General features: G+C 73.4%; 17 protein-coding genes. 9 read left to right on the top strand and 8 right to left on the bottom strand.

What is annotated here, in order from left to right; all coding sequences use genetic code 11:
- Positions 1-72: 72 nt before the first annotated feature.
- A complete protein-coding gene (locus DSM104299_RS07850) occupies positions 73-1431 on the top strand; it encodes an alpha/beta fold hydrolase (protein WP_272476739.1) in 1359 nt (452 codons plus the stop codon).
- Here the strand turns inward: DSM104299_RS07850 and DSM104299_RS07845 are convergent.
- On the bottom strand, positions 1428-2645 hold the full coding sequence (locus tag DSM104299_RS07845) for a D-alanyl-D-alanine carboxypeptidase/D-alanyl-D-alanine-endopeptidase (RefSeq protein ID WP_272476738.1): 1218 nt from the start codon (positions 2643-2645) through the stop codon (positions 1428-1430). The two genes, DSM104299_RS07850 and DSM104299_RS07845, sit on opposite strands and share 4 nt — an antisense overlap.
- Before the next feature lie 6 nt (positions 2646-2651).
- Positions 2652-3380, bottom strand: a complete 729-nt coding sequence (locus DSM104299_RS07840; protein ID WP_272476737.1) for an enoyl-CoA hydratase/isomerase family protein — start codon at positions 3378-3380, stop codon at positions 2652-2654.
- A gap of 30 nt (positions 3381-3410) precedes the next feature.
- On the opposite strand from DSM104299_RS07840, the gene DSM104299_RS07835 reads away from it, so the two are divergent.
- The 4 genes from DSM104299_RS07835 (at position 3411) to DSM104299_RS07820 (ending at position 6934) form a co-directional block, all read left to right on the top strand.
- Complete coding sequence (locus DSM104299_RS07835) at positions 3411-3680, top strand: hypothetical protein (RefSeq protein ID WP_272476736.1); 270 nt, start codon at positions 3411-3413, stop codon at positions 3678-3680.
- 24 nt (positions 3681-3704) lie between these two features.
- Positions 3705-4475 carry a crotonase/enoyl-CoA hydratase family protein gene (locus DSM104299_RS07830; protein WP_272476735.1) on the top strand — a complete coding sequence of 257 codons (771 nt, stop codon included), beginning with the start codon at positions 3705-3707 and terminating at the stop codon, positions 4473-4475.
- A 21-nt stretch (positions 4476-4496) separates the two neighbouring features.
- On the top strand, positions 4497-4844 hold the full coding sequence (locus tag DSM104299_RS07825; protein ID WP_272476734.1) for an ArsR/SmtB family transcription factor: 348 nt from the start codon (positions 4497-4499) through the stop codon (positions 4842-4844).
- Positions 4845-4948: 104 nt separating this feature from the next.
- The gene (locus DSM104299_RS07820) at positions 4949-6934 is read left to right on the top strand and encodes an SDR family oxidoreductase (protein ID WP_272476733.1); all 1986 of its coding nucleotides are present in this window, start codon (positions 4949-4951) and stop codon (positions 6932-6934) included.
- Here DSM104299_RS07820 and DSM104299_RS07815 read toward each other — a convergent pair.
- Positions 6912-7457, bottom strand: a complete 546-nt coding sequence (locus DSM104299_RS07815; RefSeq protein WP_272476732.1) for a PadR family transcriptional regulator — start codon at positions 7455-7457, stop codon at positions 6912-6914. The genes DSM104299_RS07820 and DSM104299_RS07815 overlap by 23 nt on opposite strands.
- A gap of 30 nt (positions 7458-7487) precedes the next feature.
- Between DSM104299_RS07815 and DSM104299_RS07810 the strand changes: the two genes are divergently transcribed.
- Complete coding sequence (locus DSM104299_RS07810; protein ID WP_272476731.1) at positions 7488-8918, top strand: carotenoid oxygenase family protein; 1431 nt, start codon at positions 7488-7490, stop codon at positions 8916-8918.
- On the opposite strand, the gene DSM104299_RS07805 is transcribed toward DSM104299_RS07810, so the two are convergent.
- Positions 8908-9882: an ArsR/SmtB family transcription factor gene (locus tag DSM104299_RS07805; protein ID WP_272476730.1), complete on the bottom strand. Its 975-nt coding sequence runs from the start codon at positions 9880-9882 to the stop codon at positions 8908-8910. The two genes, DSM104299_RS07810 and DSM104299_RS07805, sit on opposite strands and share 11 nt — an antisense overlap.
- 78 nt (positions 9883-9960) lie before the next feature.
- Here DSM104299_RS07805 and DSM104299_RS07800 point away from each other — a divergent pair, with 78 nt between their 5' ends.
- Positions 9961-11166, top strand: a complete 1206-nt coding sequence (locus DSM104299_RS07800) for an MFS transporter (RefSeq protein ID WP_272476729.1) — start codon at positions 9961-9963, stop codon at positions 11164-11166.
- Here the strand turns inward: DSM104299_RS07800 and DSM104299_RS07795 are convergent.
- Positions 11163-12080, bottom strand: coding sequence for a zinc-binding dehydrogenase (locus DSM104299_RS07795; RefSeq protein WP_272476728.1), 918 nt, complete (start codon positions 12078-12080; stop codon positions 11163-11165). The two genes, DSM104299_RS07800 and DSM104299_RS07795, sit on opposite strands and share 4 nt — an antisense overlap.
- A 67-nt stretch (positions 12081-12147) precedes the next feature.
- Here DSM104299_RS07795 and DSM104299_RS07790 point away from each other — a divergent pair, with 67 nt between their 5' ends.
- Entirely contained in the window at positions 12148-12543 is a 396-nt protein-coding gene (locus tag DSM104299_RS07790; RefSeq protein WP_272476727.1) for a winged helix-turn-helix transcriptional regulator, read from the top strand.
- A 27-nt stretch (positions 12544-12570) separates the two neighbouring features.
- Positions 12571-13467 (top strand): histone deacetylase family protein, encoded by an 897-nt coding sequence (locus DSM104299_RS07785; protein ID WP_272476726.1) that lies wholly within the window; start codon positions 12571-12573, stop codon positions 13465-13467.
- Between the two features lie 228 nt (positions 13468-13695).
- Here DSM104299_RS07785 and DSM104299_RS07780 read toward each other — a convergent pair whose 3' ends face one another.
- The 3 genes from DSM104299_RS07780 to DSM104299_RS07770 are packed head-to-tail and all read right to left on the bottom strand — an operon-like array spanning position 13696 to position 16204.
- Entirely contained in the window at positions 13696-14544 is an 849-nt protein-coding gene (locus DSM104299_RS07780) for a nuclear transport factor 2 family protein (RefSeq protein WP_272476725.1), read from the bottom strand.
- Entirely contained in the window at positions 14541-15359 is an 819-nt protein-coding gene (locus DSM104299_RS07775) for an HD domain-containing protein (RefSeq protein ID WP_272476724.1), read from the bottom strand. Before DSM104299_RS07775 ends, DSM104299_RS07780 begins: the two co-directional genes overlap by 4 nt.
- Positions 15356-16204 carry a polysaccharide deacetylase family protein gene (locus DSM104299_RS07770; protein ID WP_272476723.1) on the bottom strand — a complete coding sequence of 283 codons (849 nt, stop codon included), beginning with the start codon at positions 16202-16204 and terminating at the stop codon, positions 15356-15358. Before DSM104299_RS07770 ends, DSM104299_RS07775 begins: the two co-directional genes overlap by 4 nt.
- Between the last annotated feature and the right edge of the window lie 10 nt (positions 16205-16214).

The following is a 16214-nucleotide window of genomic DNA, read 5'->3' as shown; positions in this document are numbered from 1 at the left end:
GGGTTGCCGGAGACGTCCTTGGAGAGGTCGGAAGCGATGACGACGGCCACGCCTCCATGGTAGGTATGCGCGATGCCCCACCGCCTTCTGCTCGTCGCGGCGCTCGCCGCGACGTCGCTGACCCTCGCCGCGACCGCCTCCGCAGCCGAGGTCCAGACCACGATCACCGGCTGGACCCACGCCCCCGGACCGCGCAAGTACGACCGGCTCGACGTCACGAAGTTCGGGTCGGCGAACGCGAAGACCGTCCTGGTCCTGGTCCCCGGCACCAACGGCGGCCGCGGCGACTTCACCCTCACCGCGCGCGAGCTGGTCAAGGACGTGCCGAGCCTCCAGGTCTGGGCGGTCGACCGGCGCTCGCAGGCGCTCGAGGACACCTCCGTCTTCGCCGACGCGCTGGCCGGCAAGGTCACCCCGAAGGCGATGTTCGACTACTACGCGGGCTGGATCGCGGACCCGACGATCACCCCGCACTACCGGCCGCCGGACGCCGCGACGCTCGGCTTCGCCGCCGACTGGGGCCTGAAGGTCCAGCTGGAGGACGTGCGCGCGGTGGTGGCCAAGGCGCGCGCCGCGGGCCGGCGCGTGATCCTCGGCGGCCACTCGCTGGGCGCGTCGGTGGCGGTGGCCTACGCGTCCTGGGACTTCGCGGGCCGTCCGGGCTACAAGGACCTCGACGGCGTCGTCCTGATCGACGGCGGCCTGCGCGGCTCGTTCGACTCCGCCGACCTCGCGCAGGCCAAGAAGCGGCTGGCGGCGATCCGCAAGCAGCCGTTCCTGGACCTGCTCGGCCTGGGCCTGCCGTGGGTGACCGGCATCCTTAGCGAGAGCGCCGCGGTCCTGGCGTTGAAGGACCCGACCGGCCCGTCGGTCGGCCAGGCCTTCTCGCTCCTGCCGCCGCAGTTCAAGCCGCCGATCCCGGCGACCAACCGCGGCCAGCTCGGCTTCGCCTTCGACGCGACGACCTCGCCCAAGGAGCTCGGCCTGATCCAGGTCCGCGCCGGATCGCTCGGCCCCGACGGCGACTGGGTCGACGGCGAGGTGACGCCGCTCCAGCGCCTGGCCGAGACGTTCGGGCAGGAGCCCGCCAACGCCGTCGAGTGGTTCTACCCCACGCGTCTGAACCTCGACGTCGACGCCGCGTCGCCGCTCACCGAGGACAGCGCGGCCAAGTACCTGGGGTTGCGCCTGAAGTGGGCCAAGCAGGCCGCGCTGCCGGTCTACGCGCTGCAGACCTCGCTGACCAACGGCGCCGTGCTGAAGGGCGCGAAGTCGTTCGTCAAGTTGTCGCACTCGCCGGAGGGCGACGCGCGGTACGTGGACGCGAGCGCGACCGAGTCCCATCTCGACCCGCTCACCGCGGCGCCGGCCAAGAACCGGTACCTGCAGACGGTCGTGCCGTGGCTGAAGCGGGTGACGAAGGAGCGCTAGCGCTTCCGCGACGCGGCGATCCGCTGGACCATCGCGTCTTCGGCGGCCTTGGCCGCGGCCTGGCTCGTCACCCGGTCGCGCTGCAGCGCGAAGACGAGCGTCCGGCCGTGCGTCTTGCACCATCCGGCCAGCGCGCTGAACCGGGTCGTCGGCAGCGACCCGGTCTTCGCGCGGCAGGTGCCTCGCGCCGGACCGGACGTCATCCGCGCCTGGAGCGTGCCGTCGACGCCCGCGATCGGCAGCGCGGAGCCCAGCCCCGGCTGCGTGCGCAGGCGCCGGACGAGACGGGCGAGCTGGCGCGGCGCGCCGGTGGTCGCGGGGTCGACGCCGGAGCCGTCGACCGGGAAGAGCTGCGCGCCGAAGATGTTGGCCTTGATCACGCCGACGCCGGCCGCGGTCGTGCCGGCGCCGCCGTGTGCCGCGCCGAGGTCCTTCGCGAGCACCTCGGCGGCGAAGTCGTCGGACTGCTTGTCGATGACCTTGACGACGGCCGCGACGGTCGTGGCGATCAGGCCGAGCTGCGCGGTCCCGACCGGCGCGACGCCGGCCTTCGGCGTCCCGCGGATCGTCAGGCCCTTGGCCTCCAGGACGTCGTCGAAGCGGAACGCGGCGGCGCGCGCCGGGTCGGGCTGCAACGGCCCGTCGACCGCCTGGCGCCCGCGCTCGTAGGTCAGCGCGCCGACGCTGCCGGCGAAGTTGAGGTCGAACGCGCCGTTGGTCGCCGGGCCGCCGCGCAGCGTGTCGAACAGCGACTCGTCGCCGACGATCGAGCCCTCCACCACCTTGATGCCGCGCGCCTGGACGGCCGCGGCGAGAGTCTGGAACTGCGCCTCGCCGAGCGTCGGGTCGCCGCCGCCCTTCAGCCACAGGTCGCCATGCAGCGTCCCGGCGGCGTCGACGCCGGCCATGGTCAGCACGGTCGTCGTGAGGCGGAAGCCGGGACCGAGCGCGCGGAGCGCGGCGCCCGTCGTCAGCAGCTTCGCCGTCGAGCCCAGCGGCCGGACGGTCGTCGGACGGGACTGCGCGATCGTCTTGCCGGTCTTGCCGTCGGAGACGACGAAGCCGCCGCTGCCACCGGCGCCGTCGGCCAGGCGCACGAGGTCGGCGTGCAACGTCTTGTCGGTGGTGGTCGTGGTCTTCGCGGTCGCCGGGACGGCGAGGGCGAGCAGAGCGAGCAGGAGTGCGGGGAGGGTGACGAATGAGCGACGGGTCATCGCCATTCAGCGTTGCACACCGCCGTACGGCAGGCCGCCGCCCGTCCTCTGGAACTCCACGATCTCGGCGTTCTCCCTCGCCACGCGGTACTTCGTCGCCTCGTACTCGCGGAACAGGTCCTTGAGGTGGCGCAGGCCGTCGGCCGGATGCCGGGCGATCTCGCGCGCCAGCGCGATCGCCGCGGCCTCGGCGTCGGCGGCCGGCGCGCGGCGGGCGAGCAGGCCGAGCGCGTCGGCCTCCTCCACGTCGACGACGCGTCCGGTAAAGATGAGCTCGCGGGCCTTCGAGAGCCCGACCAGCGGCGTCAGCCGCGCCGGCCCGACCGGCACGCCGAGCTTCGCGCCCGGGAAGACGAGCTTGAGGTTGTCGGCACCGACGCGCAGGTCGCAGCCGACCGCGACCTCGGCGCCCGCGCCGACGACGTTGCCGACGCACACCGCGATCGTCGGCGCCGGGAACGCCTCGATCGCCGCGTACAGCCGCGCGAACAGCTCCATCCGCGCCACGCCGCCGGCGCGGTCGAGCTGCTCGGACACGTCGGCGCCGGCGCACAGCGCGCGCTCGCTCGTCGTGGAGAAGACCAGCGCCCGCAGCGTGCCGTCCGCCGCGAGCTCGGTGAGCGCCACGTCCAGCTCGGCCAGCATCGTGGAGTCCATCGCGTTGCGGACCTCCGGACGGTCCAGCCGCAGGACTTCGATGTCGTCGTCCAGCCGTTCGCGCGTGAGTGCCACCATGGCGCCGCATTCAATACGATGCGGGTTGCCATGCGCCGCCTGACGAAGACCCTGCTGCTCTCGCTGTTCCTCCTGGCCCTCAGCGCCCCGATGGCGTTCGCCCAGGCCTCGGGCGAGGGCGCCTATGGAGAGACCGACGACAAGGTCGTCACGAACAGCGCCTTCCTCGTCATCATCTTCTTCCCGCTGTTCGTGCTCCTGGTCTCGCTCCTGCAGTGGCGCCTGGAGAAGCGCAAGGACGCCAAGAAGGCGGCCGTCAAGGCCGCCGGCGGCGACAAGCGCTGGTCCGGCGGCTGGTAGTCGCAGGCCCGTAGGGTTCGGACCATGTCCGAGCCCGTGCAGTACGAGCGCGTCGGCGCCGCCGCCGTCGTGACGATCGATCGGCCGGAGCGGCGCAACGCCGTCGACGGGCCGACCGCCGAGGCGCTGCTCGCCGCGCTGGAGCGCTTCGAGGCCGACGACGACGCGCGCGTCATGGTCCTGACCGGCGCGGGCGGGATCGCGTTCTGCGCGGGCGCCGACCTGAAGGCGATCGACACCTACGCCGGCCGGCTGGACGATCCCAGCGGCCCGATGGGCTTCACGCGCCGGACGCCCGCCAAGCCGGCGATCGCCGCGATCGACGGGTTCGCGCTGGCCGGCGGGCTGGAGCTCGCGCTGTGGTGCGACCTGCGGATCGCGACCGAGCAGTCCAAGCTCGGCTACCCGGAGCGCCGCTGGGGCGTGCCGCTGATCGACGGCGGGACGCAGCGCCTGCCGCGCATCGTCGGCCTCGGCCGCGCGCTGGACCTGATCCTGTCGGGCCGGATCGTCGAGGCGCCCGAGGCGCTGGCCATGGGCCTGCTCACCGAGGTGGTCCCGGACGGCGAGGCGCTCACCCGCGCCCTCGCGTGGGCCGAGGCGCTCGCTGCCTTCCCGCAGGCGACGATGCTCGCCGACCGCCGCGCCGCGATCGAGGGCTTCGGCCTCCCGCTCGCCGACGGCCTCGCGCTCGAGGCCCAGGCCGGCCCCGCCGTCTTCGCCGACGCCCAGGCCGGGGCGGCGCGCTTCGCCGGCGGCGCAGGCCGCGGCGGGGCGGGTGCCGGGATCGGCTGACCTACACTCCGAGGGAGTCCGATGCGCGACTTCCCCCACCCGCCGACCGCTGAGCTCGACCTCCCCACGGTCATGCACGCGCTCAGCGATCCGGCCCGTCTGGCGATCGTCGGCGCGACCGACGCGGCGACCCGCGGCCCCGACGGCGCCGACGACGTGGCGTGCGGCTCGATCGAGCTCCCGCTCTCCCCCGCCACCGTCTCCCACCACCTGCGCGTCCTGCGCGAGGCCGGCGTCACCCGGACGCGCGTCGACGGCCGGTTGAAGTACATCTCGCTGCGCCGCGACGACCTCGGCGAGCGCTTCCCCGGCCTGCTCGACGGCGTCCTGGCCAGCATCGCCGCCCAGCGCGCGAAGGCGCCTGCCTAGCACGCGACCCTGCGTGGGGCCGGGCGCATGCGGATAGGATCGCGACCTGTCCCGTGACCGGCACGTATGGAGTGCCGCGGGAGGCATCTTGGAGGAGAGGCTGCATGGCGTATTTCGTGACCGGAGCGACGGGTTTCATCGGTCGGCATCTGGTCGAGGAGCTGCTGCGCAATCGCACCGGCGACGTGTACGTGTTGGTGCGCGAGACCTCGCGCGACCGCCTCGACGCCCTGATCAAGACGTGGCCCGGCGACACGACGCGGATCCACCCCGTCGTCGGCGACCTCGCCGAGCCCAACCTGGGCGTGAGCGACGCCTGGATCGCCGAGCACAAGGGCGACATCGCCCACTTCTTCCACCTCGCGGCGATCTACGACATGACCGCCGACGAGGAGCGCAACGAGACGCTCAACGTCGAGGGCACGCGCCACGCGGTCGACCTCGCCAACGCGCTGGACGCCGGCATCCTGCACCACACCTCCTCGGTCGCCGCCGCCGGCGCCCACCGCGGCCTGTTCCGCGAGGACATGTTCGACGAGGGCCAGAAGCTCCCGTCGGCCTACCACCGCACCAAGTTCGAGTCCGAGAAGATCGCCCGCGAGGACTCCACGGTCCCGTTCCGCGTCTACCGCCCCGCGGTCGTCGTCGGCCACTCGCAGACCGGCGTCATGGACAAGGTCGACGGGCCCTACTACTTCTTCAAGGCCATCCAGAAGATCCGCGGCTGGCTGCCGGAGTGGGCGCCGCTGATCGGCCCGGAGCTGGGCTGGACCAACGTCGTCCCGGTCGACTACGTCGCCAAGGCGATGGACCACATCGCCCACGCCGACGGGCTCGACGGCCAGGCCTTCCACCTCGCCCACCCCAAGGGCCAGCGCTCCGGCGACATCCTCAACACCTTCGCCCGCGCCGGCCACGCGCCGCACATGGCGATGCGCATCGACAAGAAGCTGTTGGACATGCTGCCCAAGGGCACGTTGTCGATGGTGATGAAGCTGCCGGCGCTCAAGGGCGTGCGCGACTCGATCCTCGCCGACTTCGGCATCCCGCCGCAGGTCGTCGAGCACGTCGGCTTCAGCTGCCAGTTCGACACGCGCGACACCGAGCGCGCGCTGGCCGACGCCGACATCACGGTCCCCGAGCTCGACACCTACGCGGCCAAGCTGTGGGACTACTGGGAGCGCGTGCTGGACCCAGACCTCTACAAGGACCGGTCCTTCGAGCACTCCGTCAACGGCAAGACGGTGGTCATCACCGGCGCGTCGGCGGGCATCGGCCTGTCGGCCGCCCACAAGATCGCGCGCGCCGGCGGCATCCCGATCCTCGTCGCCCGCTCGATGGACAAGCTCGAGGAGGCGCGGGCCGACATCGAGCGCCACGGCGGCACCGCATACGCCTACTCCGCCGACCTCAGCGCCATCGACTCGATCGACGACCTCGTGGCCAAGCTGCTCGCCGACCACGCGTCGATCGACATGTTGGTCAACAACGCGGGCCGCTCGATCCGCCGCTCGATCGCGCTCTCCCAGGATCGCTTCCACGACTTCGAGCGCACGGTCCAGCTCAACTACCTCGGCACGATCAAGCTGACGATGGGCCTGCTCCCGCACATGCGCGAGCGCGGCTTCGGCCACATCGTCAACGTGTCGTCGATCGGCGTGCAGACCTCGCCGCCGCGGTTCAGCGCCTACGTGGCCTCCAAGGCCGCGCTGGACGCGTGGACGCGCGTCGTGTCGTCGGAGGTCATCGGCGACGGCATCACGTTCACGACCATCCACATGCCCTTGGTCCGGACGGCGATGATCGCGCCAACCAAGATCTACGACTCGTTCCCGACGATCTCGCCCGACGAGGCCGGCGACATCATCTGCGAGGCGATCCGCTCCAAGCCCAAGCAGATCAACACGCGGTTGGGCACCTTCGGCGAGGTGCTCTACGCGGTGGCGCCGAAGGCCGTCGACCAGATCCTGCACATGGCCTACAAGGTGTTCCCGGACTCGGCCGCGTCCAGGGGCGAGAAGGACCCCAACGAGAAGGCCTCGGTCGAGCAGATCGCGATGGCCAACATCATGCGCGGGGTGCATTGGTAGCGACGGCGGCCGCGGCGACGCGAGTGCGCCAGATGTCGAGCATCGCGCGCTCGTGCGCGATCCCGACGTCGAGCGCCAGGAGCTGGCCGATCGGGATGTGCTGCGCGACCTGCGCGCGGAGCGTCTCGTACTCGGCCAGCTTCGCCTCGTGGATGGGGACCTGGTGGGCCGCGACGGTCGCGGGGTCGGCACCGAAGAAGAGCTTCAGGACGCCGGCGTCGCGGAGCTGAGGCACGTCGTCGGGCGCGGTGTGGCGCCAGCTGTCCAGCGCGGCGCGGCCGCGCTCGCCGATCGCGTAGAAGCGCCGGCGCCGGCCGGTCTCCTCGCGCCGCTCGGAGATGTACCCGGCGGCGGCCAGCCGCTCGGGCTCGCGGTAGACCTGCGCGTGCGGCGTCGACCAGAAGTTGTCGATGGACAGGGCCATCAGCTGCTTGAGGTCGTAGGGCGTGGCCTCGTTGGGCGCGGCCGCGTCGAGCAGGCCGAGGACGATGTACGAGGTCGGGGTGAGCTTCAGGTCTTGCAATAGTCTCTTTCGGACGGTACGTTCGGGACTATGAGCATCGTATCCGGCACGCAGACCGACTACCGGCTCGGGTTCGCCGATCAGACCGAGGAGGTCCGGGTCGATGCGCTCGCGGTGTCGGGCGAGGTGCCGGCGTGGCTGCACGGCGGGCTGGTCCGCGTCACGCCCGCGCAGATGGACTTCGAGCAGCGCTCGGTCGCCCACTGGTTCGACGGCATGGCGATGCTCAACCGCTTCGGCTTCGCGGGCGACGGCAGCGTGTCCTACGCCTCGGCGTTCCTGGACACGGCCGCGCGCCGCGACGCGCTGGCGACCGGCGGCACGTCGATCGCGGGCTTCGCGACCGACCCGTGCCGCTCGCTGTTCCAGCGCGTGTCGTCGGTGTTCTCGCAGGTGACGACCGACAACACCAACGTGAACCTCTCGCGCCTGGGCGACGAGTACATCGCCATGACCGAGACGCCGGTCGCGGTCGCCTTCGACCCCGAGACGCTGGCCACCGTCCGCGCCGACGCCGGCGCCAAGCAGTTCGGGCAGATCACGACCGCGCACCCGCACCACGGGGTGGGCGGGGACGGGGTCAGCGAGCTCGTCAACTTCGCCGCGCACCTCGGGCGCACGTCCGAGTACCGCGTCTACGCGCGCCGCTCGGCGAGCGAGGGGCGCGTGGTCGCGACGCTGCCGGTGCGCGAGCCGTCCTACATGCACTCCTTCTCGCTGACTCCGCGCTATGCGGTCCTGATCGAGAACCCGCTCGTCGTCAACCCGCTCAAGCTCGCGCTCGGCGGCAAGGCGTTCATCCACAACTACAAGTGGAAGCCCGAGCTGGGCGTCAAGATCCATGCGTTCGACCGCGCCACCGGCGCGCTCGCCCGGACCTGGGTCGCCGACCCGTTCTTCGTGTTCCACACCATCAACGCGTACGAGGACGGCGACGACGTCGTGGTCGACCTCTGCGCGCATGACGACGCCTCGATCATCGAGCTCCTGGAGCTCGACCGCCTGCGCTCGGGCAGCGACCACAGCGACCTCGGCGCGCGGCCCGTGCGCCTGACGCTGCCGGCGGGCGGCGGCCGCGCGACCGTGCGCGAGCTGGCCGACGTCGACCTCGAGCTGCCGCGCATCAACTACCGGACGCGCAACGGCCAGCCCTACCGCTATGCCTACGGCGGCAGCGCCGGCGGCGCGGCGTTCCTGAAGCGATTGGTCAAGATCGACGTGACCGACGGCTCCTACGCGGTCTGGGACGAGCCGGACGCCTGGGCCGGCGAGCCGGTCTTCGTGGCGCGGCCGGGCGCCGACGCGGAAGACGACGGCGTGGTCCTGTCGGTCGTCCTCGACGCGGCGGAGGGCCGCTCGTTCCTGCTGGTCCTCGACGCGCAGACCTTCACCGAGATCGCGCGGGCCGAGGCGCCGCACCACATCCCGTTCGGGTTCCACGGCCAGTTCTTCAGCGCATAGCCGCGCGGAGCAGGCGGTCGCCGGCCCCCGTCCGGCCGTAGAGCACCTGGCGTCCGTCGCGCCGGCCGATGACCAGGCCGGCGCGGCGCAGGACGCCGAGATGGCCGGACACGCCCGCCGGGCTCGCGCCCAGACGGCGCGCGAGGTCGAGCGTGGAGACCGGACGGTCCAGGCCGTTGAGGACCGCCGCGCGGCGCGCGCCCAGGAGGTCGTCGAGCGCGGAGGTGTCGCGCAGCGCCTGCGGCGCCCAGAGGTCCGCGATCCCGCGCGGCGGGTAGACGATCGTCGGCTGCCACGGCGGATCGTTGATCGGCCAGACGACCGGCCACGAGAACACGGCCGGGACGAGCAGGAGACCGCGACCGGCCAGGTCGACCTCGCGCTCGGTGCGCGCCCGCACCTCGACGCCGCCGTCGCGCCACGCGACCTCGTCGCCGAGGTCGGCGAACGCGGCCGCCGGACCGATCGTCGCCAGGTTGCGCCCGCGCTCGGCGATCTCGGCTTCGAGCAACGCGAGGATGTCCTCCCATCGCGGCGCCAGCACCGCGTCCCAGAAGGCGCGCATCTGGTCGACGAGGCGACGGATCCCGGTGCCCGGCCGGTCGACCAGCAGCCGGGCGGCAGGCGGCAGGCCGTCCGGGTAGGCGAGGCGCATCTCGTGCGCGACCTGCGCCGGATCGGTCTCCAGAACTCTGCGAAGCTCACCCTCAAGTCGAGGCTGAGCCTCGGTGGGCGGCGGGATCACGAAGTCCGGGTACCATCGGCCGCCGGTCGGGATCACGGCGCTCAGGAGGTCCCAGTCGAGGTCGATTATCCGCGGCTGCGCCCACGCGACGAAGGGCGCGTGGATCTGGCGCCCCTCGGGCTCGCGGACGGCCTCGACGGCGCCCGACAGCTCCATCAGCGGAGAGATCGCGAAGCGCGTCCGCAGGAGGTCTTCGTGGCTGAAGCGATACGCGATCACGCGGGTCGAGCGTACTCCAGGATTCGCGCTGGCGTGAATCTGTTGGCGCCTTCGCGGTCGGTGGTGGACCGTGGTCGGGTGTCCACGGTCCTCCGTCATCCCGGCGTCAAGCGGTTGTTCGCGTTGAACGTCGCCGCGCGCGTTCCCACCGCCGGCGCCGGCGTGCTCATCGTCGTCCACGCCCACGCGCTGACCGGCTCCTACGCCGCGGCGGGGCTCGTCGCGGCCGCGGCCGCGCTGGCCGTCGCGGTGGCGGCGCCGCTGCTCGGCGGGATCGTCGACCGGCGCGGGCAGACCGCCGTGCTCGTGGCGTCCGGGCTCGTGGCCGGCGGCACGTACGTGGCGCTCGGATCCCTCCCCCACTCCGCCCCGCTCGGCGCGATCGCGGCGCTCGCGGCCGTGGCCGGCGCCGCGCAGCCGCCGACGGGCGCGTGCCTGCGGACCCTGTGGCCCGACGTCCTCGACGGCGACCGCGAGGCCGTGCGCTCCGCGTTCGCGCTCGAGGCGGCGGCGCTGGAGCTGACCTACATCTCAGGTCCCGCGGGCTTCCTGCTCCTGGCCGCGGCCACGTCGACCGGCGCGGCGATGGCCGTGCTCGGCGTCGTGTTGGCGGTCGGGACGGTCGCGTTCGCCGCCGAACCCGCGTCGCGCGCCTGGCGGCCGGACGCCAGCGTCGGCGCCGGCGGCGCCGCGCGGGGCAGCGCGCTGCAGGCGCCGGGCGTGCTCACGATCGCCGCGGTCACCACGCTGATCGGCGTCGTCATGGGCGGGATCGAGGTCGCGGTGACCGCCGCGGGGAGCGCGCACGGCACCGGCGCGACGAGCGCGCTGCTCGCGATCTGGGGCGTCGGCTCGCTCGTCGGCGGGATCGCGGCGGCGCGGCTGGGCGGCGCGCGGGGCGCGCGCGAGCTGCTGGTGCTCCTGGTCATGCTGGGCGCCACGCACATGGCGCTCGTCGCCGGCGGCACGTCGGCGGTCGCGCTGGGCGCGCTGCTCCTGGCCGCGGGCGCGTCGATCGCGCCGGTCTTCGCGACCACGATGACGCTGACCGGCGAGCTCGCCCGCCCCGGCACGACGACCGAGGCGTTCTCCTGGAACATCACCGCCCTGGCCAGCGGCGTCGCGCTCGGCTCGGCGCTGGCGGGCGCGGTCGTCGAAGCGGCCGGCACCGGACCGGCGTTCGTGGCGATGGGCGCCGCGGGTGTCGCGGCGGCCGGGCTGGCGGCGGCGCGGGCGGGGACGCTGCAGGTGCCGGCACCCGCGCCCGCGGCCGCCGTGGCCTAGCCGCCCACGCGCAGCACCGCGTTGCCGATCAGCTCGCGGTCGGCCAGCGCGCGCAGCAGCCGCGGTGTCTCGGTCCAGTCCTCGACCGCGCCGATCTCCGGGTGCAGGATGCCGCGGGCGACGAGGCCGGCGAGCGTCGCGAGGTCGTCGGCGTCCGACGCACCGGTGCGCCAGTAGGAGAACGGGACGATCGCGGCGGGCGGGCCGTCGCCGCCGACGGTCGCGAAGAAGTCGACCGTGACGGGCGCGCCGGAGGCCTGGCCGAGCCAGACGACGACGCCGCCGAACGCCGCGAGCGCGGCAGCGGGCGCGAACGCGTCGCCGCCCACGGACTCGAAGACGACATCGAACGGGCCGTGCGCGGCGTCGAGGTCGGCGACGACGGCCGCGCCGAGTGCGGCGAGCCGCTCGCCGCGCCGCGACACCGCGACGACCTCCGCCCCGCGCGCGATGGCCAGCTCGGTGAGGAAGTGGCCGACGCCGCCCGACGCGCCGGTGATCAGCAGGCGGCGGCCCGCGACGTCGGGCGCCACGCGCAGCAGCCGCAGCGCGGTCAGCGCGGCGACGCCCAGCGTCGAGGCGTCCTCGAACGACACGCCGTCCGGGAGCTCGGCGACCGCGTCGGTCGCGATCGCGACCTGCTGCGCCCAGCCGCCCTGCTCGGCGTGGCCGACGACGCGCGCGCCGACCGCCGGGCCGGAGCCGTCCGCCGCCGCGTGGATCACGCGGCCGGCGACGTCGGCGCCGGGGCGCCAGTTCTCGCGCGGCGCGCCGCGCAGGAGGATGACCTCGCCGCGGTTGATGGAGTACGCCTCGACGGCGACGACGAGCTCGGCGCTCGCGGGCTCGGGCTCCGGCACGTCCGCGCGCTCCACGAGCGTCTCGGCGTCGTTGGTGGGGATGAAGGCGTCCATGGACGAGAACCGTAGGCGTCTCGGTCTCCTTCCGGAAGATGGCACCTTGAGGTATCCTTGGTACCTGATGGATACCACCTATGACCCGCTGTGCTCCGCCTGCCCCACGCGCGAGGTGCTGAGTCGCATCGCCGACAAGTGGTCCATGTTGGTGCTGCTGGCCCTGGAGCCCGAGACGCTGCGCTTCAGCGCGCTGCGCCGGCGCGTCGAGGGCGTCACGCAGAAGATGCTGACGCAGACGCTGCGCAACCTCGAGCGCGACGGCCTCGTCACCCGCACCGCGTACCCGACCGTGCCGGTGACCGTCGAGTACGCGCTCACGCCGCTCGGTCGCAGCCTGAGCGGCGCGGTCGAGACGATCCGGACCTGGGCCGTCGACAACATCGAGGACGTGCACGGCGCGCGCGCCGAGTTCGACGCGCGGCCGCGGCCGACGGGCCCGCCGACGCCGATCGCGGCCTGATGGTCGATGCCAGATCGACCATCTAGCGTGCGCGCGTGGTCCCACAGCCGCCTGACCTTCCCGCTCGGGCGCAAGCAGCGCTACCCGCTGAGCAAGTACGGGTTGTTGCGCGAGCGCGTGGAGGCCGACGGCCTGGAGGTCGCCGAGCCCGACGCGATCCCGTGGCCGGCCGTCGAGCAGACGCACGACCCGCACTTCGCGACGCGGATGCGCCGCGGCTCGCTGACCGTGCGGGAAGAGCGCGTGCTCGGACTGCCGTGGTCGGCCGAGCTGGTGACGCGCACGCTGCACGGGATCGCGGGCACGCTCGGCGCGGCGCGCGACGCGCTCGACGGCGGCATCGGGGCGATGCTCGGCGGCGGCACGCACCACGCGGGCCGCGCCAGCGCGCGCGGGTACTGCATGTTCAACGACGTGGCGATCGCGACGACGGTGCTGCGCCGCGAGGGCGCGGTCCGGCGCGTGATGGTCGTCGACTGCGACGTCCACCAGGGCGACGGGACGGCCGAGCTGCTCGGGCCGGATCGCGACGCGTTCACGCTGAGCGTCCAGTGCGCACGGAACTTCCCGTTCACGCGGATCCCGAGCGACCTCGACGTCGAGCTGCCGGCCGGGACCGGCGACGAGACGTACAACAACGCGTTGTTGGAGGCCTTGGACGAGGCGTGGACGCGGTTCGGCGAGCCCGAGCTGGTGTTCTACGTCGCGGGCGCCGACCCGTGGGAGGGCGACGCCCTCGGACGGCTGGCGCTGACCAAGACCGGCCTGGCCGCACGCGACGCGCTGGTGCTGGACCGGTGCCGCAGCGCCGGCGTCCCGGTGGTCGTCACCCTGGCCGGCGGCTACGCGCCGGACGTGGTCGACACGGTGGACATCCACGCGGCGACGATCCGGGCGGCGGCAGCGGCCGCGCCGCGCCGGTGAGGTCGCAAGGCGCTTATTCGACGAAGCGGCCGACCAGGCGCGCAGTCCGAGCGTCCCCGGAGGACCCGCGACGGTGGCGGCGCCGGGGCAGTCACGACCGGTGCGGAAGCGGTGGCGATGCAAGGGGCGACGACCGCGGCCGGTTGCGGCGGCAGTGCCGAGGCGGTGCAGGGCGCGTGTGCCGACGGCGGCGGAGGACCGGCGACAGCGCGCGAACCGGCCCCGGCCTCACACGTCGGCCATCAACGACACCTGCTCCGCCTGGGCCAGGAAGTCCTCGGCCTTGGCCGTCATGCGGACCAGGCCGTAGGCGTCGAGGACGGCGCGGGGGAGCTCGGTGGCGCCGGCGGCGCGCAGGCGGCGCATCAGCTCGGCGACCTCGCGCAAGGGGACCTCGTCCAGGGCTCGTGGGCCGAGCTCGCGGACGCGGACCTCGGGTGTTCCGGCTGGGCGCAGGACCTCGGAGCCCTCTTCGAAGTCGATGGCGCCGGCCTGGCGCAGCCGGAACGTCGAGCCGCTCAGCGGCGCTCGGGCGATGGAGGTCAGGGCCTTGCCGCCGCTGGCCTTCACGTAGAGCCGGTACGCGCGCTCGGCCAGGATCGGGCCTTCGGCCGCCACGATCTCCAGCAGCGCGGGGCCGATCGCCTCGCGGCCGGCGCTGCGCGGGTCGGGGACCGCCCGCGACGGCCACGCCGTGTACGGCTCCAGGTCCACGTGCACGCCGGACTTCCGCCGACCTTCGCCCGACGTCACCGGGAACAGCCCGGACACCTGCCGCGCGATCCGCTCGCCGCGCAGGAACAGCGCCCCGTAGGTCCGCTGCTCCTCGCCGGCGTGCTCGACGACCGCCTGGTAGCTGACGACGTCGTCGGAGGCGGCGACGTTCAGCACCTCCTTGACCACCGGCCGACCCGCGAGGTAGGCGCCGAGGTGCTCGCGCAGCGCGGCCTTGCCGACGACCGGCGCGGCGAACCGCACCAGCACGGCGTCCTCGTGGTACTGGCCGAGCACCCCCTCGAGGTCGCCGGCCTGCATCAGCCGCAGGTGACGGTCCAACAGCTCGCGCGGTGTGCTCATAGGCGGAAGACGGGGACGAGCCGCTGCTCGTGCTCGGCGTCGATCCGGGCGACCACTTCGAGATGCTCGGCCAGCGGCGTGCCGCGCAACTTCGTTCCGAGCCCTTCATCCACCTGGTAGATGCCGGCGCTGTTGTTCATCTCGATCTCGACGCGCACGGCCTTCTCCCGGCCAGGCGAGATCTTCACCGACTCGATCGCGTAGGACGACAACGAGTGGATGTTGGGCAGCAGCTGCTCGAACGGGACGCGCGACCGGCCCTTGGCCATGTCCAGCGCGTCGGCGACGCGCAGGATCGACCCCTCGATCGTGAACGGCGCGCCCTTGGAGCGGTGCGAGATGATCGCGTGCGACGCCTCGGCGACGATGATCGAGCGCGTCGGCTCGTCGTAGATCGGCTCCAGCATCTTGGGGAGCTTGTCGGCCGTCAGGAACAGCGAGAACTGCTCGTGGTCCTGGCGGTGGATCGACATCCCGATGCAGTGGAACAGCGCCGCCGCCGCGATCACGACCTCGGCGTCGCGCTCGGTCAGGCCGTAGTCGGTCACGACCGACGGCACGACCCCGCGCCGGAACAGCAGCCGCGCCAGGCGCAGGCCGATGTTCGTGACGATCTGGATGTGGACCCACGAGTGGTCGGACATGCCGAGGCGCTCCGCGTTGATCGCCGCCGCGTGCCACCACGCCTTGATCTGGACGTCGCCGTTGACCGCGGCGATCAGCCGGTCCAGCTTGCGGTTGCCGCGCGCCGGGACGCGGATGTGCGCGGCGGAGACCTTCTCCGACAGGCTCTGGGGCGTCGCGTCGTCGGTCACGACGCGGAAACTAGCGCAGCCTGCACGTTGTGGACGACCGTCGCGGCCGAGTCGGTCGCGTTGACCCGGATGCGCGGCAGCGCGAGGCGGTCGCCGCCCGGCCGCGCAGCGCCCGGGACCTCGGTGGTCGCGGCGCGGTAGCCGGCGGCGCGCACGGCCGCCTCGACCGCCGCGTCGTACTTGCCCGCCGGGTAGCAGAACGCGTCGACCGGGACGCCGAACGCGCGCCGGATCGCGTCGCGCGAGCCCGCGACCTCGCGCTTCAGCGCGGCCGCGTCGATCGTCGTCAGGTCCGGATGGGTCAGCGAGTGCGCGTCGACCTCCCACCCGGCGCCGACGAGCTCCTTCACGCGCGTGCGCGTCAGGCCGCCGGGCACGCCGAGGTTGTGCCACGCGAGGTTCAGGACCCCCGGCCAGCGCGCAGCGGCGAGGATCGCGCCGGCGTCCTTGCCCTGCGACAGGTAGCCGTCGTCGAACGAGAGGACGACGGGATGCGCCGGCAGTCGCGCCCGCCCGCGCCAGGCGTCGAGGACCGTGTCGAGCGTGACGCCCGTGAAGCCGGCGCCCGCCAGCGCCGCGACCTGGGCGCGCAGCAGCGCGGGCGGCACCCAGAGGCCGCTGTACTTCGCGCCCGGCGGCGCCGCCGCGATCACGTGGTACATCAGCACCGGCACCGCCGCATGGGACGGCGCGACCCGCACCGGCGCGGCCGTGGCGGCCACCGGCCCGTTCGCGACCTGCGCCGGCGTGGTGGCGACCGACGACGACCCATCGCTGCCGCCACACCCCGCCGCCCCCGCGGCGAGCGCGACCAGGCAGCAGAAGACGAGCGCGCGGCGACCCACCTGGCGCACC

The sequence above is a fragment of the Baekduia alba genome (genome assembly GCF_028416635.1).
GTDB lineage: Bacteria > Actinomycetota > Thermoleophilia > Solirubrobacterales > Solirubrobacteraceae > Baekduia > Baekduia alba.
Note: the sequence above shows the minus strand (reverse complement) of the source record. Positions and strands in the feature narration are given on the sequence as shown.